Below are 23,993 nucleotides of genomic sequence, written 5' to 3' on the forward strand. Positions count from 1 at the left end.
TTCTCAGCCGTTGCCGCCATCACTGCTGGCGCTCTGCCAGGCTTTCAGCGCTTCGTCGAACGCCCTTTGTCCGGGAATGCCCTTTTCCATGGTGAACAGCGCCCGCCGTCCGGACTTGTAGATCAACGGCACGTCGATCCAGCTCTGCCGGCGCAGCAAGGTCAGATTGGACTCGATCTCGGCTTTGCCGTCGTTCAGCGCCACCAGGAAAAAGCCATCCGCGATCTTGGCCGGAATGCCGATCAGCGGACTGCCGGCGGCTTGCTCGGAGTCCTTCATCGACACGCGCAGGATGTTTTCTATACCGCCACCTTCGAAGCCGTCGGGTGTCAGGAAGATCACCTCGATGATATGGCTGGCTGGCAGCGTCTGGTCGGCATTGCGGCGAATGGTCATGCGCAACTGCAAATCCTTGCCAGGGATGGTCGCTTCCGCACGGATGGCCGGTTCAGGCGGCAGGTCGCCACCCGGCGATTCCTGCACCACGGACCAGACGATATTGCCCGACTCGGCCGAGCCCTGGGCGACGTTGGTGCGCTCCTCGTAGAAGATCGCGCGCTGACCGACCGGCACGCCCGGCTGTTCGCTCGAAGTGGCGGCGGTCTCGGCGGGAGCGGCAGGCGTTGCGGTCGAGGGCGGCTGCGTTGCCGCCGCAAGCGATGTTCCTTCACCGATCGCCGCTGTTCCGCCCGCCGGGCCGGCGTCGATCTCCTGGCCTTCCGGTGTCAGGCGCTGCGTGAATTTCGGCTCGGCCGGCTCGGCAGCCTCGGGGGTCGCGGGCGTCGTTGCAGCCTCATCCGCTTCAGGCGCGGGCTCCTCCGTGGGTGGCGCCGGTTCCTCGGCCGGTGTCGTGACTGCGACCTCGGGCTCGCTGGTGCCGAAAAGATTTGCAAATGCGTCCTTGTTGAGCCAGATGCCATAGCCACCGCCTGCTATCACCGCGAGCGCGATCAACGCGGCGATCAAGCCGCCATAGCTGCGGCGCTTCGCCGGCGCCTCATCTTCGACCGCCCCCACGCGGGTGCTGAACTGGCTGTCATCGTCCTCGGCACGGAAATCATTTCCGGCCTCTGACCAGCTTCCCGGCGAATCGATGTCTTTGTCGGCCGGCGTCACGACAGGGGTGGTCTTCGGCCAGCTTTCGCTCTTCGGTGCCGGCTCGACGGCTTTCGACGCGGCAGGCGCCTCGTCAACCGGAGCCGAAGCTGCGGGTCGCACAAGCGCGGTTGGCGGCACCGGGGCCACCGTTGGATAGGGGGCGGCGGCAACCTCGGGCGCCGGTTTCGACGGCTCGTTCTTTTGACGCTCTATCGAGGCGAAGACATCGTCGAGTTCCTGCAACGGATCTTCGCTGATCTTCGGGCCGGCGCGATCGACGTATTCCTTCTCGATGGTCGCGATAGCGTCTTCCAGCGCCCGCTTCTGCCGCTCGACCACCGCTTTTGGCGGTGCGGGAGTGATCGCCGCAAGCTTCGTCTCCACCGTCGCACGGGCCTTGGTGTAGACGCGCTGGCGAAGTTCCGGCGGCGGCGCATCGCCGAGCGCGTCCAGCGTCTTCTTCAGAACCGCAACGAAATCTGCCATTTTTCCAATAGACCCGTAGCTTGCATTCCATTCTCCGCTCCGTTGACCGGCGCGAAGAACGGCAAAAATTAGTCGTGAAAGGGATCGGTCACAAGTATGGTGTCGTCCCGTTCCGGGCTGGTGGACAGGAGTGCCACCGGGGCGCCGATCAGTTCCTCGATGTGACGGACATATTTTACCGCCTGCGCCGGCAGGTCGTTCCAGCTGCGTGCGCCACGCGTGGTGCCTTTCCAGCCTTCCAGCGTCTCATAGATCGGTTGCACGCGCGCCTGCGCGCCCTGGCTGGCCGGCAGATAGTCGATCTCTTCGCCGTCGAGCATATAGCCGGTGCAAACCTTGATCTCGTCCAGGCCGTCAAGGACGTCGAGCTTGGTCAGGGCGATGCCGCTGATGCCGTTGACGGCAACGGCCTGGCGCACCAGCACGGCGTCGAACCAGCCGCAACGCCGCTTGCGTCCGGTGACGACGCCGAACTCATGGCCTTGCGTGCCGAGGAACTCACCGATTTCGTTCTGCTGCTCGGTCGGAAACGGTCCCTCGCCGACGCGTGTCGTATAGGCCTTGGTGATGCCGAGCACGTATCCGATCGCGTCGGGACCGAGCCCGGAACCCGGCGCCGCCTGGCCGGCGACGGTGTTGGACGAGGTGACGAACGGATAGGTGCCATGATCGATGTCGAGTAGCGTTCCTTGTGCGCCTTCGAACAGGATACGTGCTCCGGAGCGGCGCTTCTCGTCGAGAACCTTCCATACCCGGTCCATGTAGGGCAGGATGGCCTCGGCCACCGACGTCAACTCCTGCATGATCGTCTCATGCGCGACCTCCGGATGACCAAGGCCGCGGCGCAGCGCATTGTGATGCGTCAGCAGACGGTCCACCTTGAGCGGCAATGTTTCCAAATCAGCCAGATCCATCACCCGTACGGCGCGACGGCCGACCTTGTCCTCATAGGCCGGGCCTATGCCGCGACGGGTCGTTCCGATTTTCGTTCCGGAATTAGAGGCCGCATCTTCACGAAATCCATCCAGTTCCCGGTGCAGCGACAGGATAAGCGCCGTGTTTTCGGCTATTTTCAGGCGGTCGGGCGTCACGTCCACGCCTTGCGCACGAAGTTTTTCGGTCTCGGCCACAAAGGCATGCGGATCGAATACCACGCCGTTGCCGATGATGGAGAGCTTGCCCTCGCGCACGATGCCGGAGGGCAGCAGCGACAGCTTGTAGACCTTGCTGTCGACGACGAGCGTGTGGCCGGCATTGTGGCCGCCTTGAAACCGCACGACCACATCGGCGCGCTCCGACAGCCAGTCGACGATCTTGCCCTTGCCTTCGTCGCCCCACTGTGAGCCGACGACCACCACATTTGCCATGATTTCTTCCTTCCGATGCCGCGCAAACATTGGCGAGCATATGAAAACGACAGGCTTCTATAACCTCACGGTCGGCCGAAGGCGACATTTCTTTGGCCTTTGCGGCACTGCCGGGCACAACAATTTCCGGCTTCGCCGCGCCGCGCCTCCTATCGAGAACCAAAGGATTCTGCAACAGTTTCGCCCGGCCGGGGGATAGTGATTTACGGCGAATGCTGATCTTGATGTACAGCCGTGACCGTCTTTACTTGGCCCTTCATCCGAAATAGTCGTCAGCCAACGCCTTTTTCAAGGCCGTACAAACCATGCATCGAACCGCTTATACGCTGCTGCTTCTCACGACGCTCTGCTGGGCGGGCAATGCCATTGCAGGCAAGCTGGCGGTCGGCCATGTCTCGCCCATGGTGCTGGCGACCGCTCGGTGGGGCTTGGCGCTGCCCATCCTGTTCCTGATCAGCCGCAAGCACCTGCCGGCCGATTTACCGCTCCTTCGCCGTCACCTGCCCTTTCTTCTGGTCATCGCAACGCTGGGCTTCACCATATTCAGCGTCTTCATGTACTGCGCGCTGCTCTACACCTCGGCCATCAATGTCAGCATCGAACAGGGCGGAATGCCGCTCTTCGTATTTCTGGCGACCTTCGTTCTGTTCAGGACCCGGGCAAGCCTGGCGCAGATCGCGGGCTTCGCGCTTTCCCTGATGGGCGTGCTCCTGACGACCCTCCACGGCGATATCTGGCGGCTCTTTTCCCTCCACGTAAATTTCGGGGATGCGCTGATGCTTGTCGCCGTGATTGCCTATGGCTTCTACACGGCGGCGCTGCGACAGAAGCCTGACGTCCACTGGACGAGCCTGATGACGGCCTTGTGCGTCGGCGCAATGGCCAGCGCCATACCGTTCCTCATAGGCGAATGGTTGATGGGCGGGATGATCTTGCCCGACGCCAAAGGCTGGGCAATCATCGGCTTCGTGGTGCTGTTTCCATCGATTCTTGCGCAGATCTTCTACATTCGCGCCGTCGAACTGATCGGGGCCAATCGCGCCGGCCTGTTCATCAATTTCCTGCCGCTTTGGGGCGCGCTGCTGTCGGTCCTGATCGTCGGCGACGCCTTCCATGCCTATCACGCCGTCGCGCTGATCATGGTATTGGGCGGCGTGCTGATCGCCGAGCTCAGCAGCCGCAGAGCTGCGGCCAGGGAACTGGAAGTGGAGGTCCGCTGAAGCGGCAGGTCTGCCTGCCTGGCAGCAAAGAATAAAGGCGCCGCAAACCGGCGCCTTTATCATTCAGGAACGCCGGAAAATCACATTCCGTTCACGTCGAACTGCAGGCGCTTGGCCGAGACGATCGACGGATTGTCGCGCACTTCTGCCAGCGCCTTTTCCGGGAAGGGAGCGTCGAGATAGAGCAGCGCGATCGCGTCGCCGCCCGGCCGGTTGCGGCCAAGCTGGAAGTTGGCGATGTTGACGTCGTTCTTGCCGCACACCGTGCCGAGCATACCGATGATGCCTGGCACGTCCGCATTGGTCGTGTAGAGCATGTGCTGACCGACCTCGGCGTCGAGATTGATGCCTTTGATCTGGATGAAGCGCGGCTTGTGGTCCGAAAAGCAGGTGCCGGCGATCGAGCGCGTTTTCTTCTCGGTCTTCACCGTCAGCTTGATGTATCCGTCGAACACGCCCGACTTGTCGCGCTTGACCTCGGCGACGATGATGCCCCGCTCCTTCACCATGATCGGCGCCGACACCATGTTGACGTCCGAAACCTGCGGCCGGATCAGGCCGGCGAGCGCGGCGCTGATCAGCGCCTTGGTGTTCATCGAAGCGGTTGCGCCGTCAAACAGGATCTCGACTTCCTTGATCGCCTCCTCCGTCACCTGGCCGACGAAAGCGCCGAGCACTTCGGCGAGCTTGACGAACGGCTTCAGCGTCGGCGCTTCCTCGGCCGAGATCGACGGCATGTTGATGGCGTTGGAAACCGCGCCCTTGATCAGATAGTCCGACATCTGCTCGGCGACCTGAAGGGCGACGTTTTCCTGCGCTTCCCGGGTGGAGGCGCCGAGATGCGGGGTAGCGACCACGTTCTCCAGGCCGAACAGCGGGCTATCGGTCGCCGGCTCGACCTCGAATACGTCTATGCCGACGCCCGCGACCTTGCCGCTTTTCAGTGCCGCGATGAGGTCCGCCTCAACGATCAACCCACCGCGAGCGCAGTTGATGATGCGCACTCCCTGCTTCATCTTGGCGAAGGCGTCGGCGTTGATGATGTTGCGCGTCTTGTCCGTCAGGGGCGTGTGCAGGGTGATGAAGTCGGCACGCGCGAACAGCTCGTCCAGTTCGACCTTCTGGACACCCAGCTCCTCGGCGCGGCCCTCCGAAAGGAACGGGTCGAAGGCCACCACATGCATCTTCAGGCCGACGCCACGCGTCGCCACCACCGAGCCGATATTGCCGCAACCGATAACGCCGAGCGTCTTGCCGGTGATCTCGACACCCATGAAGCGGTTCTTTTCCCACTTGCCGTCATGAGTGGAGCTGTTGGCCTCCGGAATCTGCCGGGCAAGCGCGAACATCAGCGCGATCGCATGCTCGGCCGTCGTGATCGAATTGCCGAACGGCGTATTCATCACGATGATACCCCGGCGGCTGGCCGCCGGTATGTCGACATTGTCGACGCCGATACCGGCGCGGCCGATGACTTTTAGATTTGTGGCCGCCGCGATCAGCTTTTCGGTGACCTTGGTGGCCGATCGGATGGCAAGGCCGTCATATTGAGGAATGAGCTCGAGCAACTTCTCCTTGTCCTTGCCGAGATCGGGGAGGTAGTCCACCTCCACGCCGCGGTCCTTGAATATCTGGACGGCGGTCGGCGAAAGCTTATCGGATACGAGAACGCGAGGCATGAGCATGGTCCTTCGGTCTGTTGAAATCCCCCTCACCCGGCCTCCGCTTTGCTCGGCCGCCCTCTCCCCGTCGGGGAGAGGAGATCGTCGACGTTTCCGCCAACCTCTTCTCCCCAGCGGGGAGAAGGTGGCCGCGTAGCGGCCGGATGAGGGGTATTGAACGAATAGGTTAAAGGCTCAGGCAGCAGCCTTGAGCGAAGCCTTGGCGGTCGCGAAGGCCCAGTCGAGCCATGGCATCAGCGCCTTGACGTCGGAAGCTTCGATAGTCGCCCCGCACCAGATCCGCAGGCCGGGCGGCGCGTCGCGATAGCTGGCGATGTCGTAAGCCACGCCTTCCGCCTCCAGAAGACCGGTAAGCTGCTTGACGAAGGCCTGCTGGCCGGCGTCATCCAACGACGCGATCGCGGGATCGACAAAGCGCAGGCAAACCGAGGTGTTCGACCGCACCTCAGGCTTCGCGGCGAGGAACTCGACTGCCGGATTGCCTGCGACCCAATCGTCAATCACCCGGGCATTGGCGTCGGCGCGCGCCCTCAGGGCCGGAAGGCCGCCAATCGACTTGGCCCAGCCCAGCGTGTCGAGATAATCCTCAACCGCCAGCATCGAAGGCGTGTTGATCGTTTCGCCCTTGAAGATGCCTTCGATCAGCTTGCCGCCCTTGGTCATGCGGAAAATCTTCGGCAGCGGCCATGTCGGCACATGGCTTTCCAGCCGTTGCACGGCGCGTGGACTGAGGATGAGCATTCCGTGTCCGCCCTCGCCGCCAAGCACTTTCTGCCAGGAGAAGGTGACCACGTCGAGCTTGGCGAAATCGAGCTTCTGGGCGAAAGCGGCCGAGGTCGCATCGCAGATGGTCAGCCCCTTGCGGTCGGCCGGGATGAAATCGCCGTTCGGCACGCGCACGCCGGAGGTCGTGCCGTTCCAGGTGAAGACCACATCGCGGTCGAAATCCACCGCCGAAAGATCGGGCAACGCGCCGTAGGGTGCTTCGAATCTGCGCACGTCCGGCAGCTTGAGCTGCTTGACGACATCGGTCACCCAGCCGGCGCCGAAGCTTTCCCAGGCGAGCATGTCGACGCCTCGCGGCCCCAGCAGCGACCACAGCGCCATCTCGACCGCGCCGGTGTCCGAGGCGGGAACGATGCCGATGCGGTAGTCTGCCGGCACCTCTAGAACTTCGCGTGTAAGGTCGATCGCCCGCGCCAGTTTCGACTTGCCGAGCTTGGCGCGATGGGAACGGCCAAGGGCCGCGTCGGCCAGGCTTTGGAGAGACCAGCCGGGACGTTTAGCGCAAGGACCTGAGGAAAAATGGGGATTGGCCGGACGCACGTCCGGCTTGGAAAGCACCGTCATGATATTCTATCCTTCCAGATAGTGGCCCCTCGTTGGGGAGGGGTGGCCCGGCTCGGGAAATAACGAAAGTCCTGAAAAACTGCAAGCGGCAAAATGATGCTGCCGCCACATGGGCGCATGCCACGGCCATGGAGCCACGGCCATAGATCTGTCACCGCCAACCCCTTGTTGGGGCGCCAAAGCACCGCTGGCTTGAATTCTGGTTGACCTATCTCAAATCGCTGGGCAAGCTTCGCGCTATATTGCCGATCGTATAATGAATGGAGATCAGCCTTGTACAAGCATATCCTCATTTCGACAGATGGCTCCGAACTCGCTCAGAGGGGCGTCGATCACGGCCTGTCGCTGGCAAAGGCGCTCGGCAGCAAGGTCACGGTAGTCACGGTGACGGAGGCATTTTCCGTACAGGGCACGGCCACGGTTACCGGCTGGGTCGCCGGACGAAATGACGTCGAGCGCTACAATGCCGACCGGGCTGAATTCGCCAAGACCATTCTTGCGCCAGCCAAGGCGGGCGCCGAGAAAATGGGCGTGGCGGCGGACATTCTTCATGTCTCCAACGATTCGGCCGCCGAGGGCATCGTCGAGAGCGCTGAGAAACACGGATGCGACCTGATCGTCATGTCCTCCCATGGCCGCCGCGGCGTGCAGCGCCTGCTGCTCGGAAGCCAGACCGCCGAGGTTCTCTACGCATCCAAGATTCCGGTGCTGGTCGTCCGATAGGGCCGGGCTTCTAAGGGGCGGGCTTGTCCGAACGTGAAATGCGCTGGAGCGGGTGAAAAAATGACCTCGCCGCTCCGCACAGCACCGAACAAACTTGGCCCGATGAACGATCGCTTTTTCAGCCGAAACGCCATCATCGTGGCGCAGGATCTCATCGGCTCGACAATAAGCGCCAACGGCGTCAGCGGCCTGATTGTCGAAACGGAAGCCTATCTGCGCGACGACCCGGCCTCGCACAGTTTTCGCGGCAGGACGGAACGCAACGCCGCCATGTTCGGCCCGCCCGGCCACGCCTATGTCTATCGGTCCTATGGCGTGCATTGGTGCCTGAACGCCGTCTGCGAACCCGGCAGCGCGGTGCTCATCCGGGCGCTGGAGCCGCTCGACGGCATCGACCTGATGCGCGAGAGGCGCGGCATCGCCGACATCCGCCTGCTATGCGCCGGCCCGGGCCGGCTCTGTCAGGCGCTCTCCATCGACCGTTCCCATGACGGCTTGCCGCTTGACGGCCCGGTCATCCACATGGAGGGCCGCACTGAGGACGTATCCGTAGCAGCCGGGACTCGCATCGGCATCAGCAAGGCCGTCGAACACCCATGGCGCTTCGGGTTGTCGGGCTCGCGCTTCGTCAGCCGCCGCTTCCCGGCACCGCCTGTCTAGAGCAACGGACCGACCGGCCGGACGCGCGGCGCTCCAGGATTTGTCACTGCTTCAAAACGTCGGCCCATTCCGGGTGGCGGCGAAACTGCGAGGCGGCAAAGGGGCAGAGCGGGATGACTTTCTTGCCCGCCTTGCGGGCGTCTTCCACCGCCCGCGTCACCAGCCGCGCGCCTGCACCCTGGCCGCGAAAAGCCTCGGGCACTTCCGTATGGTCGATGATGATCTGGTGTTCGCCGAGCTTGGTGAAGGTAACCTCCGCCTCGGCACCGCCCGCTCCGCGCAAGATATAGCGGCCCTTGGAATCCGTCTCCTCGATGGCGATGTCCGATTGCTCTTGCGTCATGATGCAACTCCTGGATCAGATAAATGCGTGGTTCGGGCCCGTTCAACCGTTTGTGACGGCGGCGAGGAATCGTCTTGCCGCCTCGATCTCGTTTTGGCGCATTTCATGGCCGCCGTCATGCCATTCCAGCGTCACCTCGGCGCCTGACGCCCGCAAATGGGTTGCGAGCCGGGTTGTCAGCGCCGAGGGGCCGATCGGGTCGTTGCGGCCCGCCGTTATGAGGATGCGCCGCTCCGCCAGATCGCCCTTCACGTCGGGTTCGAATGGAATGAGGGGATGCATCAGCACGGCCGCATCGAACAGTGCGGGCTCGGCGAATATCAGTGAAGCCAGTATGTTGGCGCCGTTGGAGAAGCCGAGCCCGATGACCGACGAAGGTTTTGCCGCCTCGACATGGGCGCGCACGAACCCGGCCATCTTCTTCGTCCTCGCTGCAAGGTCGTCCATGTCGTAGACGCCCTCTGCGGTGCGCCGGAAAAAGCGCGCCGCGCCCTGTTCCGATACGTCGCCGCGCGGTGAGATGGCAGCAACGCCCGGCAGCAGTTCCAGCGCCAGGCCAAGCAGCTGGTTTTCATTGCCGCCCGTCCCGTGAAACAGGAAAATCAGCGGACCACCCGGTGTTCCGGGCAGGGCCGTATAGGTGTAGGCATCCTTCGACATTGCGTGCCTCGCTTTGTTTGTTCCCGCAAGATGAGCATGCCGACCCATCGTCTTCAATGTCTCAAATGCAGGAAGGACCGTTGCCGAGGCGAGAACGATAATCGCAGCCTTGCGCGGCGGCGAAAATTCGGCTCCATGACGGCTGGACCAAAGGACCATTCATGGCCAGCGTGCAAAACCGGCGAAACGTTCTTCTCATCACCTGCGACCAGTGGCGCGGCGACTGCCTGTCCTCGGCCGGCCACCAGACAGTGCGCACGCCGCATGCGGACGCCCTGGCCAGGGAGGGCGTGTCGTTTCGGCGGCATTTCGCCGGCGCCGCACCCTGCTCTCCGGCGCGTGCCTGCCTCTACACCGGCCTCTATCAGATGAACAACCGCGTCTGTCGCAACGGTACGCCGCTCGACGCACGCCATGACAATATCGCGCTGGCCGCGCGCCGTCTCGGCTACGAACCAACGCTGTTCGGTTATACCGACGTCGCGCCCGATCCCGCGCTCCATGCTCGGGGCGATCCGGTGCTGCGCAGCTATGAGGGCGTTCTGCCCGGCTTCACCGCGCGCCAGTTGCTGCCGGAGCATCAGAAGCAATGGCTGTCGTGGCTGGCCGCGCGCGGCGTGGATTCCAGCGCCGGCTTTCCCGACATCCACAAACCGGTTTCAGGCGATGGCGCGGAGGTGACGAATACGCCCCCGGTCTATTCGCGCGAGGAGACCCCCGCGGCCTTCCTGACCAACGAGTTCCGGCGCTGGCTTGGTGAACAGGAGACGGCGTCGCCCTGGTTCGCGCATATCTCCTTCCTCAGCCCGCATCCGCCTTTCATCGCCACCGAGCCCTTCAACACCATGTATGATCCGGCGGACGGTCCGGCATTCCACCGCGCCGCCGACTGGCAGAGCGAAGCGGAGGCTCATCCCTACGTAGCCTACGAGCTTGGCCAGCAGAAGCGCTCGAAATTCATCCCGGGCGCTAAAGGCAAGGTCCGCGACTGGGGTGAAGAAAACTTTCGCCGAATCCGTGCGCTTTACTACGGCATGATCTCGGAAACCGATGCGCAGCTTGGCCGCATCTGGCAGGCTCTACGCGACCAGAACCATTGGGACAACACCGTTATCGTGCTGACTTCCGATCATGCCGAAATGATGGGCGACCATTTCATGCTGGGCAAGGGCGGCTTCCACGACCAGAGCTATCACATTCCCCTGATCATCCGCGATCCTGACCGCCGAAAGACCGCCGGCAGCGCCGTGGATCATTTCACCGAGGCCGTGGACGTCATGCCGACGGTGATCGACCTTCTGGGCGATGCACCTGCGGCGCATCTCGACGGACGCTCGCTGAAACCGTTCCTCGCCGGAAAGCCGCCCCGGAACTGGCGTGACGCGGCACATTGGGAATTCGACTTCCGCTCGATTTCCAAGCAAACGGCCGAGCGTCATTTCGGGATCAGCCCGCAACAATGCAATCTCAGCGTAGTGCGGACGCAGCGGTTCAAATATGTGCATTTCGGCGGCGGTCTGCCGCCGCTGCTCTTCGATCTTGACGAGGATCCGGGCGAACTGCGCAACCTGGCGCAAATACCGGACTATCTGCCGATCCGCCTCGAATTTGCCGAGCGCCTGCTTGCCTGGCGCGCCGAGCATCTCGACCAGGCGCTGGCGCTGGTCGAACTGACGGAAGAAGGCGTTCTCGGCTATGGTTGGTAGTCGTCACCCTCTCGCGAACGTAAACGAAAGGCCCGCGCCGATGTCGGCGCGGGCCTTTCGTGGAAATCACGACAGTGATCAGTTGCTCATCAGGCGCTGTTCGTCGCGATTTTCGGTATAGGTGGCCTTGTCATAGGCCGGCTGTGCCTCAAGCTGTTCCTGGGTGAACTGCGTGTAGAGGTACTTGTTGCCGTCCTTGTCGGTCATGAACGACAGGTTGTCCATGGCGACTGCGACCTCCTTGGAGCCGATGCCGAGGAAACCGCCGACATCGATGATGACCGCGTCGACCTTGCCGTCCTGCGTCAGCACAACGTCGCCGATCTCGCCGACATTGGCGTCCTCAGCACCGTAGACCGTGGTGCCCACCAGGTCTTCGGAGCGGATTTCGCCGGCCGGCATTTCGGTCAGCTGCGACTTGTCGACCGCGCTGGTGGTGGTCTGGTCGGTCCCGGCAGGCGCTTCGGCAGTGCTGTCAGGCGCCGTCGTTGAAGGTGCCTCAGCCGTGCTGTCCGGCTCCATGGTGGCGGGAGCTTCGGCCGTGCTGTCGGGAGCCGGTGTCGTCGGCGCAACCGCCGTCGTTCCATCGGCCGGAGCAGTGGTGGTGGTGCCGTCTGCCGGCGCCATTGCCGTCGAATCCGAAGCGGCCGGTGCCGGATCATAGGCGCGGCGATCAAAATCGGCCAAGGCCTCAAGCTGCTCCTTGCTGGTATTCACAACCAGCCAGCGGTCGCCGTCCCTCTCGGCCCAGTCGATCTCGCTATAGTTCACTGCGACGTTCTTTTCGCCGAGGCCAAGGAAACCGCCAACGCCAATCACCACGGATTCGACCTTGCCGTCGGGTGCGATCACCACGTCGTTGACCTTGCCGATATCCTGCGCGTCGTCGCTTGTGCCGTTATAAACATTTTCGCCGATGATGTTGCTGGCCAGATGCCCGTCGGCACGTGCCACGGGAGCTTCGGCCGGAGCCGCATCCTGTGTCATCGGCGCCGGGTCGGCCGGGGCTGGCGCAGTCGTGTCCTGCGCATAGCCTGCGGTTGTCAAAAGGGTGGCAATCGCGGTCGTAGCCAAAAGGTTGCGGATCATGATAGTGTCTCCTTGTGCGTTATTTCCATGCACTGCCGCGCCTCGGTCGATCCGTCGCAGGGGAAATCGGGCGCGGCGTCACACCTTCACAACGCCGTCACCCCGCTCTAGTTCCATTTTGCTCAGTGACCCGCCGTTAGGCCTGGAGCGCAGTGCGCTTGGCCCGAGCGCTGGATGTTCGGAGGAGTACGGATGCGTTTTGTTGCGGTGCTCAATCGGGATGGCGGCACGCTGCGCACCACGGATCTTGAAGCCTTCTCGACGCGAATGCGCGAAATCCTCGATCAAGCAGGCCATTCGGTTGAAATCCGCCTTGTCGCCGGCGACGAGATCGTCGACGCGCTCGACAAAGCGGCTGCCTCGCGCTCCGCAGATGTTGTTCTGGTTGGCGGCGGCGACGGCACGACTTCGGCGGCCGCCGGGCGCCTGATGAACGGCAAGAAGGCGCTTGCCGTGCTGCCGGCTGGAACGATGAACCTGTTCGCACGCAGCCTCGGCATCCCGCAGACGCTGGAAGGTGCGCTTGCCGCCTTCGCCGAGGGCGAAATCAAGGCGGTCGACGTCGCCAGCGCCAACGGCCGGCCGTTCGTGCATCAGTTCTCGATCGGGATGCATGCGAAGATGATCCATCTGCGCTCGAAGATGGAGTTCGGTTCGCGTTTGGGCAAAATGCGCGCCTCGCTCGCCGCCGCCTGGCGCACCGTCAGAAACCCGCCGGCCATGGATGTCGCGCTGACGATCGGCGAAGCCGAGGTGCTGACGCGCACCTCCGGCATCGGCATCACCAACAACCTGCTCGGCGAAGGCCATCTGCCCTATGCCGATCATCCCGACGGTGGGGTACTCGGCATCTATGTGACATTGGCGCGCGAAAGACGCGAACTGTTCCACTTTTTCCTGAACATGGCGCGGGGAAAGTGGCGCGAAAACGAGCAGGTCGAAATCCACCAGGCCGAAAAGGTGAAGCTCACGATCCGCAACATGAAGTCGAAGTTCGTCTCGGCAATCGATGGCGAGCTGTGCAAGCTTGACCGGCAGACGCTTATCGAAATTCACCCCAAGTCGCTACTGGTACTGGTGCCGAAGCCCAGCGAGGCAAAATAAACCCTTATCCGGGTCATTCGGACTGAATGACCTCCGACTGCTCGCCGGCCGGCTCTATGGCCTGCCCATATATTTCGACAGCGGCCCAGACGAGTCCTACAAGCAGGAGCCCGCATATCAGCACAAGCAATATAGGTCGGCCCCGATTACCCTGTCGGGCCTTTTCCGTTCGTATGGTCTTTGGCAATTCCAGTCTCCCTGCGAGCCTTGCTCCCCACCGTTCTGACACTTTGAACGTCTGACTGTTTCGAAAGCCGGACGCCACTTTTCCGATGCCTTGGAATCAATGCGCTCGACTGGTCAGGGTTCCCGGGTTCATTCGCCGATATCGTCGCGGCGAGGGCGTTTCGGGCGATTCTCGCGGTAGATCGCATAGCCAAGCGCGGCAATTGCGGGCGCGATGATCGTCCCCACGCCCAGTCTTCCGCGAAGAAGGGTCGGCAGCGCCGCAAGTGCCGATGCGGCGGCCAGCGTCGTCAGTTCGGTGGTGCGGCGCCTTGCCGCTTGGCGCGCGCGCACTCCGGTGGTGATCCTATGGATGAACAGTATGATTCCGGCGAGCACCAGGAAGCCAAGTCCGAAGCCGATCGCCGCCTCCAACGAACCGTAACGGCGCGCTGCCCAGATATAGAAGGCGCCGACCAGGAATCCGAGACCGCACAAAACCGCGAGACCTGCAAGCGCATAGGCTATCGCGGTGCGCCAGGCGCGGCGAAGCGCAAGCATTGTCTCGCCCGAGGCGAAGCCTGCAATGAGCGATGCGAGCATGATGTAGCTCCCTGAGCAATTTCAGGAAAAGCGGGGACCGGCTTTCCGTTCGCAATTGCTTAAAATAAAAATTTCAAGGGTTTTCGGCCTCGGCCTGCGCCGCGCCGCCCCAGACCGTCAGCGATGGGAAATCAAGGCGAAAAGAAAACCGATGCCCGCCGCAACCGCGAGCGAGGTGATGGGCTTTTCCCGAACCGTTGCCACAAGCTGGTCCTCCAGGTCTCGAGCGTTGCTGCGCAAGCCTTCGATCGCCGCCTCGCCCTGGGCCTTCAGTTGATCGACGCCCTCCTTGGCAACGCGCCGTGCCGCGCCATAGGAGTGTTCGCCTGTCGTCGCCAACTGTTCGGTGAGCTTGGCAATGTCCGCCTTCAACTGACGAATATCGGCGTCCACCTGTGAAGTTGACGAAACGCCCAAATCGTCATTGGTCCTGGTCGTGCCTTTACCGATGCCTGCTGCTGCGGCCATGATTGTACTCCTCGAGGTTTGTTGCTTGTGAACGCCTCATGTTGGGTGTGGTTCCGGGCTGGTAGCGATGAAAGTATCTTTCGCCAGCCGAGTCCAGCCAATCTATACGAGCGGACGCAGTGTCTCGCTGAGGCCTTGCCAGCGCGCGAGGCTTTGCAGCCCGTCCGGATCGAGGATTTCGCATCCGCCTTCCCGCCAACGCACGAGCTTGCGATCCATCAGCTTGCGAATGGTCTTGTTGGTGTGGACCAGCGACAGGCCAAGCGTATCGGCGATGTGCTGCTGGGTGACGGGAATTGTGACCGCATCGTTTCTCTCGAGCCCTACGGAGCCAGCGCGACTGCACAGGAGCGCAAGCAGATAGGCCGCCCGCTCCAGGGCGGTGCGCCGCCCCACGCTCAAAAGGTTCTCGTCCAGTATCCGCTCTTCATGCGAGGCGATCCAGGTGATGTCGTAGCCAAGTCCAGGATAGTTGCGGTAAAGTTCATGCAGTTGCTCGCGTTCGAACACGCACAGCAGCATCGACGACAGCGCCTCGACCGAATGCTGCATCTCTCCCATCAGACTGCCCTGCAGACCGATGAGGTCTCCGGGCATCAGATAGTTGAGGATCTGGCGGCGACCGTCCGGCATCAATTTATACCGAAATCCCCAGCCGGACAGCACCGTGTAAAGATGGGCGCTATGACTGCCCTCAACCAGCACGGTCGCGCCCTTTTCGACCGACAGTTCGCCCTTTTTGAATCGGCTGACGAAAGCCAGTTCCTCGGGTTCGAACTCCCGGAATATCTTGAGCGGGCGCAAGGGGCACATTTCGCAAGGGATTCGCCGAGTCGAAAATGTCCGGGCCGATTGTATTGGCAAGCGATCCTCCAGAGGGCTTCTGTTTCAGCTCACAAAATGTTCGGTATCCGCAAAGCCGCTTGCGGCTATGTCATTTTTAAATGACAGTTGGAGGGAATGGCTTCATTGATCACCCCCCTTTTCCAAATCGGTGATTTTAGTGACAAATCTGCTTTCCGGCCTTCGCATCCTGATCCTTGAAGATGAGTACCTTATCGCCATGGATATCGAGCAACTTTGCCGCGACCACGGCGCCGCCGACGTGGCCATCGTTACCCGGCTTGCGGAGTTTGACGGAGCACAGGCGGCTACCCGGTTCGATGCCGCCATTCTGGATATCATGATCGGGGGCGAGTCGACCCTGGCCTTTGCCGGCGAGATAAAGGAGAACGGCGTGCCGTTCATCTTTGCATCGGGATATACCGACACGCAGGAAATCTTCGAGGCGTTTCCCGGCGTCATCCTTGTCGGCAAGCCATATTCGGGAACGGATCTTGTCGAAGCACTGGCGACCGCCTGCGGACGCGTTCCCGCATCAGGCGGCGTTTGAGCCCATGACCTGCGATGAAATGGCGTCCGGGCCAAAGTCGTCTTCGCCGGAAATCTGCAATATCTGTTGAAGGCGGCTGCGGGCGCGGCTTACCCGGCTCTTGATGGTGCCGATGGCGCAGCCGCAAATCTCGGCCGCCTCCTCATAGGAAAAGCCCGAAGCGCCGATCAGGATGATAGCCTCACGCTGGTCCTCGGGAAGCAGTTCGAGCGCCGCCCGAAAGTCCTTTAGATCGAGCAGGCCATGCTGGCTCGGATGAACGGCGAGGCGCTCGGTCATCACGCCGTCGCTGTCCTGAACCTCGCGGCCGCGTTTGCGCATCTGCGAATAGAACTCGTTTCGCAGAATCGTGAACAGCCAGGCCTTGAGATTGGTCCCCATCTGAAAGCTCTCATGCTTGTCCCACGCCTTGACCAATGTTTCCTGGACAAGGTCGTCCGCCTTATCGGCGCTCTGGGTCAGCGAAACCGCGAATGCGCGTAAGTTCGGTATGGTTGCAAGCAGGTCGTCCTTGAACCCCGGCGACATCGCCATCGATCAGCCCTTCTTTCCGGCTGGTTCGGCCTGTTCGAGTTGACGCAACAGTTGCGCAAAGCGATCCGGTACTTCGTCGGACACCAGTTCATCGTAATATTGTTTCAGCTTGCGGCCAATTTCAGAGTTCACGCCCAAAGGATCGCCCTGCCCACTCCGGCGCGGCGCGGCCTGTCTTGCGCCGGTTTCCAATTTAGTCATTTTATCTTTATCGTCCTGTTTTGCTTCGCGCTCGTACCATTCTGTTGTTCAGGCGAACAAACGCAACCCATGCCCCAAGGTCCGGCCACAACGCGACAACGCAGCATTGGTTCCCACAAAGGGAACTTTTTCAAAATTCCGCCGTTGAGGGATCGTATATCTGGACCCAAGTCTGTTTCGACTCCTTTTTGAGGGAACCTTCTTATCATGAGTCTATCCGCAAACATTGCGCCGCATTTACCTTTCCTGCGCCGTTTTTCCCGCGCCGTCTCCGGATCGCAGCATAGCGGCGATGCCCTGGTAGCGGCGATGCTCGAAGCGATCATCGCCGACGTCGATATCTTTCCCGAGGCTTCCAGCGAACGGATCGCGCTCTATAAAATGTTTGCCAAGCTGTTTACTTCGGTGGCGATCCGCGTACCGGAAGAAGAAGCCGGGCCCGGCTGGGAAAAGAAAGCGGCGGCCAATCTGACCTCACTGTCACCGCTGCCGCGCCAGGCTTTCCTGTTGGTTGCCGTGGAAGGCTTCAGCAACGAGGAAGGCGCGGAAATCCTCGGCGTGAGCGAGGCCGAATTCACCGATCTGCTTGCGCAGGCAAGTAGCGAGATATCGCGTCAGGTCGCCACCGACATCCTCATCATCGAGGATGAGCCGCTGATCGCAATGGATATCGAGGAGATGGTCGAGAGCCTCGGTCATCGCGTCGTCGGCACGGCGCGCACCCATGCCGAGGCGACCGCGATGTTCCAGCGAACCCGCCCGAAAATGGTTCTGGCGGACATACAGTTGGCGGACGGCAGCTCAGGCATCGACGCGGTCAACGAAATCCTGTCGTCGGCGGCACTCCCGGTCATCTTCATCACCGCTTTTCCCGAACGCCTGCTCACCGGCGAACGTCCCGAACCCGCCTTCCTGGTCACCAAGCCTTTCAATCCCGATATGGTCAAGGCGCTGATCAGCCAGGCACTGTTCTTCGATCGCCAGGCAAAGGCAGCGGCCTGAGGTGCCATCGCTCTGACCGGCGCAGAGCGGTTCCTCCACGGACCCGCTCCACCACGATCCAAACTGTTCCGCCTGACGCGAAATACCCGCTGGCGGAACGAATGTTTTGGCGTTTAAGGTCCGGCGTCGTGGCTTTTTTGGTACCGCAGACCTCGCGATCGGAACAAAGATCACGTCCTTGCGTTTTTTCATCGAATGATCCCGCGGCCGAGCAAGACCATGGCCGCTTCGGAGCACATTGCGGGATCGGAGCAACAATTCGGAAGCTGATCGCGATCACGCCATTGCAGTCATGCTTCAATTACCGCGAAAGGAGATTTGTGATGCTTTACTGGGCTCTCGTATTTCTTGTAGTTGCGATCATCGCCGGCGCTCTCGGGTTCGGCGGCATCGCCGGCACGTCGGCCGGCATTGCTCAGATCCTGTTCTTCGTGTTCCTCGCATTCCTGGTGATATCGTTGATCGCCGGCCTGTTCAGACGGGCATAGGAGTGCCAACCCAAAGGCACAGGATGCTGGAAGCCGCCCCCCTCAAACGGTTTCCAGACGGCCGCCGGGCAGAGCCCCTAACCGAGCGCTGTCCGGCGGAACTTCGTTTGCGTTCAGGCGCTTTCCAGCGGCCCCGAGCTGCTTCCAGGTGAAAATCCTTTGCCCACCAACGGAAGACGCGAAAGATGAACCGCGCGGCCGAAGCGAAACCGTATAAGAAAACCCGGCAGGGTAAGAAAAATAACGCCGAACTTGGCCGAAGCCTGCTTCATGCGCTGCACAATACCGGCATTGTGGTTCTTTACCAGGACACCGATCTGCGGGTGGTCTGGGCCCAGAACGTTCCTGCGACATGGTCGCCTTCGGACCTGACAGGCACCACCGACAGTGACTTCCTGCCCGCTGCACAGGCCAAGCGCATCATGGCGGCCAAGCGCGCGGTCGTGGCGTCTGGCCATCCCGAAAGCGTGGAGATTTCCATCGACCTTCAGGACGGGAGGTACTGGTTCGACATCTGGCTGGATGCCGATCGCGATTCTGATGGCGTAGTCCGGGGCGTCATCACGACAGGTCTCGATATTACAGAACGGAAGCGGCGCGAGCAGACGCTGAAGGCGCTTCTGCGCGAACTCAGCCATCGTTCGAAGAACCTTCTGGCAATCATCCAGAGCATCGCGACGCAGACCGGCCGCTATGCCGGCACGCTCGATAATTTCCTGTCCAGTTTCATCGGCCGCCTGCAATCGATTGCGGCTTCGCAAGACTTGGTCACCTCGTCGAATTGGCGCGGAGCGGACTTGCACGAACTGGCCCTCAACCAGGTTGCCCACTACACCGGGCAAACGACGCGGTCCATTGTCTTTGAGGGTGTCAATCCTCACCTCAACCCGAACGCCGCGCTTCATATCGGTCTTGCACTGCATGAACTCACAGTCAATTCGCTGAGCTACGGCGCCCTGGCGCGGCCGGGTGGCTTCGTCACGATCTCGGCCGAACGCGACCACGCCGCCGACGGCAATGGCGCCCTGCATCTGGCCTGGACCGAAAAGATCGGCCCGTCCTCCATACCCTTGGAGGAAAACAGGTTCAGCAGCGTGGCGCTGCAGCGCGTCGTTCCGCAATCGCTGAACGGCTCGGCCAGCATCGAGATCGAGAACGAGAAGCTGTGCTATCAGCTTGTCATTCCCCACGGCAATTTCGAGCTCGATTGAGCATCCCCGGCCAGCCACCGGACCGCTGCGGCTTCCACTGCACGCGAAGTTTTTAAGGAACCATGACGGCGCCATGCTGGTTTCCTTGCTGGAAGGAAACGGCCATGGAACACATCGCTGCCCTCTTGCTTATTGTCGCCTGCTCGGACGACCTCCAGCAGTGCCGCGAACTGCCCGCCCCCACGCCGCTATATGAAACGGTCGAGGAGTGCGAGAACGTGCTGCCGCAAGCCTTGAACACGTTTACCGGCAAACATCCGCAGCTTTTCGCGCAATGCGTCTTTGTCGATCCCGCCATGGAGGAGGAAGATGCGGAATTGACGTGGGATATTGGCGAGGACGGCACATTGCATGCATCCATCGGTGCGCCTGAAACGGCCATCGCCTCCAATGACGACGATCGGTAGCGCGGATTTTTCTTGCGCTACTTGCGCTTGCGCTTGGCCGCCTCCAGCGGAATGCTGATCCGCACCACCAGTCCGCTCGCCCGGTAGTCGCGATCGATCGTGCCGTAGAGTTCGCGCGTGATGTTCATGTCTATCAGCTTGGTGCCGAAGCCGGTTTTCTGCGGCGCTTGCACTGCCTGGTTGCCGCTTTCGGTCCAGGTCAGGTGAAGGTGCTTGTCGCGCGGATTTCCTGCGACCATCCACCTGACTTTCAGCGTTCCCGCCGGATTGCCGGCTTCGCCGTATTTCAGGGCGTTGGTGGCAAGCTCATGAAAGGTCAGGCCGAGCGCCTGGGTCGTCGTCTCGTCGAGCAGCACCTGCGGGCCGCCAAGCAGATCGGCAGGCAGTTCCTTGCCGAACACCTGGCCGAGTTCGATCTGCAACAGCTCCGCCAAATCCGCCTTCTGCCAACGCGAGCGTGTCAACATGTCCTGCGAAGCGGCCATGGCCTGCAGGCGCGCGGCGAACGAATTGGAAAACTCGTCTATATCTGTCGCATGTGCCGCCGTCTGGCGCGCCATCGCCAGAACCCGGGCGATGGAATTCTTGATGCGGTGCTTCATTTCCTGAAGCATGAGGTCCTTTTCGAGAAGGCTCTTCTCGGTCGCCTCATGCAGGCTCGACACGGCGCTATAGGCCCGTTCCTGGTAGCGAGCCACCAGCGCGATGGCGCCCGCCAGGAGCAACCCGAACAGGCCGAGCATCACAGGAACCGTCGGCGAGGTCGGCTCGGAAAAGGCGGCGGTCGGCCTGAAGCGGATCGTCCACGGCCGGCCGGCCAAGACGATATTACGTGTCACCAGCAAGTTGCGATAGGCATCTGCAGGCGGCACCGGCGAGCGGTAAAACAAATTGTCGTCGTTTACAGTGCCGTCGAAGACCTCCGCATTCACCGGCAGGAGCGGGGTTGAACCGAGGGCGGCGTGGAACAGATCGCCGGTGCGGAACGCCACGAAGACCAGACCACCGCCCATCCCTCGCATCGCGGCCTGGCCGCGGTCGGCGCTGGCGAACACCAGGAAGCCCGGCACCGGCTGCTGCGCCCCGTCGCCATCGCCGAGCACGACGCGAGCGGTCGCACGCGGCTGACCGCTCCTCAGGGCCATCTCGATGGCCGATCGGCGCGCCGGATCAGCGAACATGTCATAGCCGATGTTGTTGGCCCTGCCGCTTTCCAGCGATTCATAAAGCATCACCGGAGCGCGATATTCCTCGCTGGTCTGTGCCGGGCGAATCGCCTGCCTGCCGCCATGCAGTTGCGTCATCCCATCCACCAGCATCGATTGATCGGCCGTTCTGGCAACCTTGACGAAACCGACGCCTCGTAGACCCTCGAAATTGTTCTCGATGTCCAGGGCCTCGAAGAAAGCCCTGAACTCCTTGCGGGACACTTCCCCTTCGCTCGCCTCGAACAGCGCCTGGGTCGCCCGGAGCAGGGAAAGGTGCAGATCGAGACGTCCCTCGATCCGGCTCATCGCATCGTCGACCGTCGCCTCGAACTTGAAGCGTGACGCCTCCTGTGCGGCGACAAAGGCGAAGGCCGCCATACCAAGACTGATAAGCGCCACAGCCAGGAAGACTGCGAGGGAAATGAATTTTTTCAACGGCCGGGCCTGCCCACTGGTCATGCCCAATCTTATCAGCCGCAAGCCGAGCGATTGCAATGCACAGCTTCGCCCGAATGATGATCTCTGTTGTGCTGTTGCCGTACGGTACTTGCCTTCAAGCCGCGATCGCCATCGCTCCCGGTCCGGGGATGGCGCCAGGCGGACATTTGCCGAGGATGATCATGCCCAGCACCTCGTCCTTGGTCACATCCTCGGTACGGGCGGTGCCGACAACCTGTCCATTCTTCATGACGCAGACACGATCGGCAAGGTCGAAGACATCGTGAATATCGTGGCTTATCAGGAAGATGCCGATACCGTCTGCCTTGAGCTGCTTGACCAGTTCGCCGACCTGCGCCGTCTCCTGCGGCCCCAGTGCCGCCGTCGGCTCATCCATGATCAGGATACGGGCATTGAACAATATGGCCCGCGCGATGGCCACCGACTGCCGCTGCCCGCCCGACAGCTTCACGACCGGATCCTTGAAGCGCTGGAAACGGGGATTGAGCCGCCCCATCACCTTGCGCGCCTCCGCTTCCATCGCGACATCGTCGAGCGTGCCCCAGGCGGTACGAAGTTCGCGGCCGAGGAACAGGTTGGCCGCCGCATCGACATTATCGGCCAGCGCCAGGGTCTGGTAGATGGTCTCGATGCCGTATTTCTTGGCCTCACGCGGATTGGATATCTGCGCCTCCTCGCCATTGACGAGGATCGTGCCGCTGTCGCGGCGGTAGGCGCCGGACAATATCTTGATCAGCGTGGACTTGCCGGCGCCGTTGTGGCCAAGCAGGGCCACAACCTCGCCGGCGTGGAGGTCGATCGAGGCGTCGTCGACAGCGCGGATGCCGCCGAAGGCGATCGACATATTCCGCATTTCCACGAGCGGAGTTCGCATCTGGTCCATAGCCTGCCTCCTACTGCGCCCGGCGTCGGTAGAGCGTGTCGAGCCACACGGCCACGACCAGCACCATGCCGACGACTATGTTTTGCAGTGGTGTGTCGACGCCGAGCAGCACCATGCCCGATTGCAGCGACTGCATCAGCACCGCGCCGAGCATGGCGCCGGCGACCGTGCCGACGCCGCCGGCAAGCGAGGTTCCGCCGATGACGGCCGCGGCGATCACCAGAAGCTCGTCGAGCGTCCCTTGGGCGTTGGTCGAAGCGTTCAGCCGCGCCGTCGAGATCGCCGCGCTGAAGGAGGCGAGCAGTCCCATCAACATGAACACCTTCATCGTCACCCAGCGCGTGTTGATGCCGGCAAGTTCGGCGGCCTCCGGATTGCCGCCGATGGCGAATACGTAGCGGCCGAACCGGGTCCTTGTGGTGATGAAGGTCATGATGATGCCGGCGGTGATCGCCATCAGCACCGGCACCGCAATGCCATGCGGTATGAACAGCCCGCCCTCGGGAATGGTGATGTTGTTTGCCTCGGCATATCTGCGCACAGTGCCGGCCGGCCACGGATAGGAATTGGCGACCCAGACCGCGCCGAGGATGACCGCGCAGGCAACGACGGCGAGAAATACCTCCGCCCAGACCGGCCGCAGCGGGAATTTGAAGCGCTTGCGCTGCGCGCGGCCCGATAGCAGCATCAATATGACGGCAGCGCAGGCGACCAGGCCGACGATCCAGCTCCAGCTTGCGCCGATCGCCCCTCCGGGGCCACCGCCCATCAGCCGGAAGGTCGCGTCCATCGGCGCGATCGTCTGGCCGCTGGTGACCCACCACGCCGCACCTCGCCACACCAGAAGGCCGCCAAGCGTCACGATGAAGGAGGGAATGGCCAGATAAGCGATAAGGAAGCCCTGGAAGGCGCCGATGGCCAGCCCGACCGCCAGGCCCGCCGCAAGCGCGATGATCCAGATCGTCGGATCGCCGAGCGGGAACCCCATGATACGCGGCAGGATCACGGCCTGGGTCGCACCCATGATCATGCCGACAAAACCGAGCAGCGAGCCGACCGAAAGATCGATGTTGCGGGTGACGATGACCAGCACCATCCCGGTGGCCATGACGGCGACCGACGACGACTGGACCGAAAGATTCCACAGGTTGCGTGGAGTGAGGAAAAGCCCGTTCGACAGGATATGGAAGCCGATCCAGATGATCAGCAGCGCACCGACCATTCCAAGCATGCGGGTGTCGAGTTCGGTCGCCTTGAGAAACCGCGCCACGGGGCCAAGCTCGGACGCCCGCGCCCCTTCCGCCGGTGCGTTCGATGTCACCTCGGTCATGACTTCCTCCGCGGGGGCTGCCTGTCCTTGCCGATGCTTCGGCTCATCCTAGACCATGATGTTCCTGTCTGGAACCGGCCCGCCGATGTGAATGGGCGGATTTCCGTCCCACAAAGCGCCGCGAACCGGGACTCGACCCGCGGCGCCGCTTTC

25 protein-coding genes are annotated in these 23,993 nt (G+C 62.0%); 10 read left to right on the forward strand and 15 right to left on the reverse strand.

The genetic code is table 11. From position 1 onward, the window contains the following. Window positions 1-3 precede the first annotated feature (3 nt). The gene (locus tag ACLKMW_RS10140) at window positions 4-1,584 is read right to left on the reverse strand and encodes a hypothetical protein (RefSeq protein ID WP_415724340.1); all 1,581 of its coding nucleotides are present in this window, start codon (window positions 1,582-1,584) and stop codon (window positions 4-6) included. Between the two features lie 68 nt (window positions 1,585-1,652). Next, window positions 1,653-2,951 carry an adenylosuccinate synthase gene (locus ACLKMW_RS10145; RefSeq protein ID WP_415724341.1) on the reverse strand — a complete coding sequence of 433 codons (1,299 nt, stop codon included), beginning with the start codon at window positions 2,949-2,951 and terminating at the stop codon, window positions 1,653-1,655. A 305-nt stretch (window positions 2,952-3,256) separates the two neighbouring features. Here ACLKMW_RS10145 and ACLKMW_RS10150 point away from each other — a divergent pair, with 305 nt between their 5' ends. Then, window positions 3,257-4,171, forward strand: coding sequence for a DMT family transporter (locus ACLKMW_RS10150; RefSeq protein WP_415724342.1), 915 nt, complete (start codon window positions 3,257-3,259; stop codon window positions 4,169-4,171). An 80-nt stretch (window positions 4,172-4,251) separates the two neighbouring features. On the opposite strand, the gene serA is transcribed toward ACLKMW_RS10150, so the two are convergent. Together serA and ACLKMW_RS10160 are read right to left on the reverse strand one after the other, a co-directional pair. Beyond that, on the reverse strand, window positions 4,252-5,850 hold the full coding sequence (gene serA, locus ACLKMW_RS10155) for a phosphoglycerate dehydrogenase (RefSeq protein ID WP_415724343.1): 1,599 nt from the start codon (window positions 5,848-5,850) through the stop codon (window positions 4,252-4,254). 177 nt (window positions 5,851-6,027) lie between these two features. Further along, window positions 6,028-7,203, reverse strand: coding sequence for a phosphoserine transaminase (locus ACLKMW_RS10160; RefSeq protein WP_415724344.1), 1,176 nt, complete (start codon window positions 7,201-7,203; stop codon window positions 6,028-6,030). Between the two features lie 273 nt (window positions 7,204-7,476). Here ACLKMW_RS10160 and ACLKMW_RS10165 point away from each other — a divergent pair, with 273 nt between their 5' ends. Then, a complete protein-coding gene (locus tag ACLKMW_RS10165) occupies window positions 7,477-7,926 on the forward strand; it encodes a universal stress protein (protein ID WP_415724345.1) in 450 nt (149 codons plus the stop codon). Window positions 7,927-7,986: 60 nt separating this feature from the next. After that, entirely contained in the window at window positions 7,987-8,586 is a 600-nt protein-coding gene (locus tag ACLKMW_RS10170) for a DNA-3-methyladenine glycosylase (RefSeq protein ID WP_415724346.1), read from the forward strand. Window positions 8,587-8,629: 43 nt separating this feature from the next. Here the strand turns inward: ACLKMW_RS10170 and ACLKMW_RS10175 are convergent, their stop codons facing one another. Together ACLKMW_RS10175 and ACLKMW_RS10180 are read right to left on the reverse strand one after the other, a co-directional pair. Then, complete coding sequence (locus ACLKMW_RS10175) at window positions 8,630-8,929, reverse strand: GNAT family N-acetyltransferase (protein ID WP_415724347.1); 300 nt, start codon at window positions 8,927-8,929, stop codon at window positions 8,630-8,632. Between the two features lie 42 nt (window positions 8,930-8,971). Further along, on the reverse strand, window positions 8,972-9,589 hold the full coding sequence (locus tag ACLKMW_RS10180; RefSeq protein WP_415724348.1) for an alpha/beta hydrolase: 618 nt from the start codon (window positions 9,587-9,589) through the stop codon (window positions 8,972-8,974). Window positions 9,590-9,750: 161 nt separating this feature from the next. Between ACLKMW_RS10180 and ACLKMW_RS10185 the strand changes: the two genes are divergently transcribed. Continuing rightward, entirely contained in the window at window positions 9,751-11,295 is a 1,545-nt protein-coding gene (locus tag ACLKMW_RS10185) for an alkaline phosphatase family protein (protein ID WP_415724349.1), read from the forward strand. A gap of 78 nt (window positions 11,296-11,373) precedes the next feature. Here ACLKMW_RS10185 and ACLKMW_RS10190 read toward each other — a convergent pair whose 3' ends face one another. After that, window positions 11,374-12,384, reverse strand: a complete 1,011-nt coding sequence (locus tag ACLKMW_RS10190; protein WP_415724350.1) for a PRC-barrel domain-containing protein — start codon at window positions 12,382-12,384, stop codon at window positions 11,374-11,376. A 192-nt stretch (window positions 12,385-12,576) separates the two neighbouring features. Here ACLKMW_RS10190 and ACLKMW_RS10195 point away from each other — a divergent pair, with 192 nt between their 5' ends. Continuing rightward, the gene (locus tag ACLKMW_RS10195) at window positions 12,577-13,488 is read left to right on the forward strand and encodes a diacylglycerol/lipid kinase family protein (protein WP_415724351.1); all 912 of its coding nucleotides are present in this window, start codon (window positions 12,577-12,579) and stop codon (window positions 13,486-13,488) included. 315 nt (window positions 13,489-13,803) lie between these two features. Here the strand turns inward: ACLKMW_RS10195 and ACLKMW_RS10200 are convergent, their stop codons facing one another. From ACLKMW_RS10200 to ACLKMW_RS10210, 3 genes are all read right to left on the reverse strand, one after another. Then, on the reverse strand, window positions 13,804-14,256 hold the full coding sequence (locus tag ACLKMW_RS10200) for a hypothetical protein (protein ID WP_415724352.1): 453 nt from the start codon (window positions 14,254-14,256) through the stop codon (window positions 13,804-13,806). A gap of 117 nt (window positions 14,257-14,373) precedes the next feature. Further along, window positions 14,374-14,724, reverse strand: coding sequence for a DUF883 family protein (locus ACLKMW_RS10205; RefSeq protein WP_415724353.1), 351 nt, complete (start codon window positions 14,722-14,724; stop codon window positions 14,374-14,376). A 102-nt stretch (window positions 14,725-14,826) separates the two neighbouring features. Continuing rightward, window positions 14,827-15,537, reverse strand: a complete 711-nt coding sequence (locus ACLKMW_RS10210; protein ID WP_415724354.1) for a Crp/Fnr family transcriptional regulator — start codon at window positions 15,535-15,537, stop codon at window positions 14,827-14,829. Window positions 15,538-15,727: 190 nt separating this feature from the next. Here ACLKMW_RS10210 and ACLKMW_RS10215 point away from each other — a divergent pair, with 190 nt between their 5' ends. After that, the gene (locus ACLKMW_RS10215; protein WP_415724355.1) at window positions 15,728-16,117 is read left to right on the forward strand and encodes a response regulator; all 390 of its coding nucleotides are present in this window, start codon (window positions 15,728-15,730) and stop codon (window positions 16,115-16,117) included. Here ACLKMW_RS10215 and ACLKMW_RS10220 read toward each other — a convergent pair. Together ACLKMW_RS10220 and ACLKMW_RS10225 are read right to left on the reverse strand one after the other, a co-directional pair. Further along, window positions 16,103-16,651 (reverse strand): RNA polymerase sigma factor, encoded by a 549-nt coding sequence (locus tag ACLKMW_RS10220; protein WP_415724356.1) that lies wholly within the window; start codon window positions 16,649-16,651, stop codon window positions 16,103-16,105. The genes ACLKMW_RS10215 and ACLKMW_RS10220 overlap by 15 nt on opposite strands. A 3-nt stretch (window positions 16,652-16,654) precedes the next feature. Continuing rightward, complete coding sequence (locus ACLKMW_RS10225; protein WP_415724357.1) at window positions 16,655-16,852, reverse strand: NepR family anti-sigma factor; 198 nt, start codon at window positions 16,850-16,852, stop codon at window positions 16,655-16,657. Window positions 16,853-17,059: 207 nt separating this feature from the next. Between ACLKMW_RS10225 and ACLKMW_RS10230 the strand changes: the two genes are divergently transcribed. From ACLKMW_RS10230 to ACLKMW_RS10245, 4 genes are all read left to right on the forward strand, one after another. Next, window positions 17,060-17,854, forward strand: a complete 795-nt coding sequence (locus ACLKMW_RS10230) for a response regulator (RefSeq protein WP_415724358.1) — start codon at window positions 17,060-17,062, stop codon at window positions 17,852-17,854. Window positions 17,855-18,177: 323 nt separating this feature from the next. Then, a complete protein-coding gene (locus ACLKMW_RS10235) occupies window positions 18,178-18,342 on the forward strand; it encodes a DUF1328 domain-containing protein (protein WP_108606680.1) in 165 nt (54 codons plus the stop codon). A 185-nt stretch (window positions 18,343-18,527) separates the two neighbouring features. Continuing rightward, entirely contained in the window at window positions 18,528-19,553 is a 1,026-nt protein-coding gene (locus ACLKMW_RS10240; RefSeq protein WP_415724359.1) for a sensor histidine kinase, read from the forward strand. A 104-nt stretch (window positions 19,554-19,657) separates the two neighbouring features. Then, complete coding sequence (locus ACLKMW_RS10245) at window positions 19,658-19,960, forward strand: hypothetical protein (RefSeq protein ID WP_415724360.1); 303 nt, start codon at window positions 19,658-19,660, stop codon at window positions 19,958-19,960. 17 nt (window positions 19,961-19,977) lie between these two features. Here the strand turns inward: ACLKMW_RS10245 and ACLKMW_RS10250 are convergent, their stop codons facing one another. The 3 genes from ACLKMW_RS10250 to ACLKMW_RS10260 all read right to left on the reverse strand — a co-directional run bounded on the left by ACLKMW_RS10250 (window position 19,978) and on the right by ACLKMW_RS10260 (window position 23,840). After that, window positions 19,978-21,627 carry a CHASE domain-containing protein gene (locus ACLKMW_RS10250; RefSeq protein ID WP_415724361.1) on the reverse strand — a complete coding sequence of 550 codons (1,650 nt, stop codon included), beginning with the start codon at window positions 21,625-21,627 and terminating at the stop codon, window positions 19,978-19,980. A 94-nt stretch (window positions 21,628-21,721) separates the two neighbouring features. Continuing rightward, window positions 21,722-22,510, reverse strand: a complete 789-nt coding sequence (locus ACLKMW_RS10255; protein ID WP_415724362.1) for an ATP-binding cassette domain-containing protein — start codon at window positions 22,508-22,510, stop codon at window positions 21,722-21,724. A 10-nt stretch (window positions 22,511-22,520) separates the two neighbouring features. Then, window positions 22,521-23,840 carry a sugar ABC transporter permease gene (locus ACLKMW_RS10260; protein WP_415724363.1) on the reverse strand — a complete coding sequence of 440 codons (1,320 nt, stop codon included), beginning with the start codon at window positions 23,838-23,840 and terminating at the stop codon, window positions 22,521-22,523. Window positions 23,841-23,993: the final 153 nt, after the last annotated feature.

The sequence above is a fragment of the Borborobacter xinjiangensis genome, from assembly GCF_047739745.1.
GTDB lineage: Bacteria > Pseudomonadota > Alphaproteobacteria > Rhizobiales > Rhizobiaceae > Pseudaminobacter.

What these genes read in the sequence shown, in the direction of transcription:
- ACLKMW_RS10240 (WP_415724359.1), top strand. Translation starts at nt 18,528, where the DNA reads ATGAACCGCGCGGCCGAAGCGAAACCGTATAAGAAAACCCGGCAGGGT.
- ACLKMW_RS10230 (WP_415724358.1), top strand. Translation starts at nt 17,060, where the DNA reads ATGAGTCTATCCGCAAACATTGCGCCGCATTTACCTTTCCTGCGCCGT.
- ACLKMW_RS10200 (WP_415724352.1), bottom strand. Translation starts at nt 14,256, where the DNA reads ATGCTCGCATCGCTCATTGCAGGCTTCGCCTCGGGCGAGACAATGCTT.
- ACLKMW_RS10225 (WP_415724357.1), bottom strand. Translation starts at nt 16,852, where the DNA reads ATGACTAAATTGGAAACCGGCGCAAGACAGGCCGCGCCGCGCCGGAGT.
- ACLKMW_RS10260 (WP_415724363.1), bottom strand. Translation starts at nt 23,840, where the DNA reads ATGACCGAGGTGACATCGAACGCACCGGCGGAAGGGGCGCGGGCGTCC.
- ACLKMW_RS10210 (WP_415724354.1), bottom strand. Translation starts at nt 15,537, where the DNA reads ATGTGCCCCTTGCGCCCGCTCAAGATATTCCGGGAGTTCGAACCCGAG.
- ACLKMW_RS10170 (WP_415724346.1), top strand. Translation starts at nt 7,987, where the DNA reads ATGACCTCGCCGCTCCGCACAGCACCGAACAAACTTGGCCCGATGAAC.
- ACLKMW_RS10185 (WP_415724349.1), top strand. Translation starts at nt 9,751, where the DNA reads ATGGCCAGCGTGCAAAACCGGCGAAACGTTCTTCTCATCACCTGCGAC.
- ACLKMW_RS10160 (WP_415724344.1), bottom strand. Translation starts at nt 7,203, where the DNA reads ATGACGGTGCTTTCCAAGCCGGACGTGCGTCCGGCCAATCCCCATTTT.
- ACLKMW_RS10145 (WP_415724341.1), bottom strand. Translation starts at nt 2,951, where the DNA reads ATGGCAAATGTGGTGGTCGTCGGCTCACAGTGGGGCGACGAAGGCAAG.
- ACLKMW_RS10140 (WP_415724340.1), bottom strand. Translation starts at nt 1,584, where the DNA reads ATGGCAGATTTCGTTGCGGTTCTGAAGAAGACGCTGGACGCGCTCGGC.
- serA (WP_415724343.1), bottom strand. Translation starts at nt 5,850, where the DNA reads ATGCCTCGCGTTCTCGTATCCGATAAGCTTTCGCCGACCGCCGTCCAG.
- ACLKMW_RS10205 (WP_415724353.1), bottom strand. Translation starts at nt 14,724, where the DNA reads ATGGCCGCAGCAGCAGGCATCGGTAAAGGCACGACCAGGACCAATGAC.
- ACLKMW_RS10220 (WP_415724356.1), bottom strand. Translation starts at nt 16,651, where the DNA reads ATGGCGATGTCGCCGGGGTTCAAGGACGACCTGCTTGCAACCATACCG.
- ACLKMW_RS10190 (WP_415724350.1), bottom strand. Translation starts at nt 12,384, where the DNA reads ATGATCCGCAACCTTTTGGCTACGACCGCGATTGCCACCCTTTTGACA.
- ACLKMW_RS10195 (WP_415724351.1), top strand. Translation starts at nt 12,577, where the DNA reads ATGCGTTTTGTTGCGGTGCTCAATCGGGATGGCGGCACGCTGCGCACC.
- ACLKMW_RS10175 (WP_415724347.1), bottom strand. Translation starts at nt 8,929, where the DNA reads ATGACGCAAGAGCAATCGGACATCGCCATCGAGGAGACGGATTCCAAG.
- ACLKMW_RS10150 (WP_415724342.1), top strand. Translation starts at nt 3,257, where the DNA reads ATGCATCGAACCGCTTATACGCTGCTGCTTCTCACGACGCTCTGCTGG.
- ACLKMW_RS10180 (WP_415724348.1), bottom strand. Translation starts at nt 9,589, where the DNA reads ATGTCGAAGGATGCCTACACCTATACGGCCCTGCCCGGAACACCGGGT.
- ACLKMW_RS10235 (WP_108606680.1), top strand. Translation starts at nt 18,178, where the DNA reads ATGCTTTACTGGGCTCTCGTATTTCTTGTAGTTGCGATCATCGCCGGC.
- ACLKMW_RS10250 (WP_415724361.1), bottom strand. Translation starts at nt 21,627, where the DNA reads ATGACCAGTGGGCAGGCCCGGCCGTTGAAAAAATTCATTTCCCTCGCA.
- ACLKMW_RS10245 (WP_415724360.1), top strand. Translation starts at nt 19,658, where the DNA reads ATGGAACACATCGCTGCCCTCTTGCTTATTGTCGCCTGCTCGGACGAC.
- ACLKMW_RS10255 (WP_415724362.1), bottom strand. Translation starts at nt 22,510, where the DNA reads ATGGACCAGATGCGAACTCCGCTCGTGGAAATGCGGAATATGTCGATC.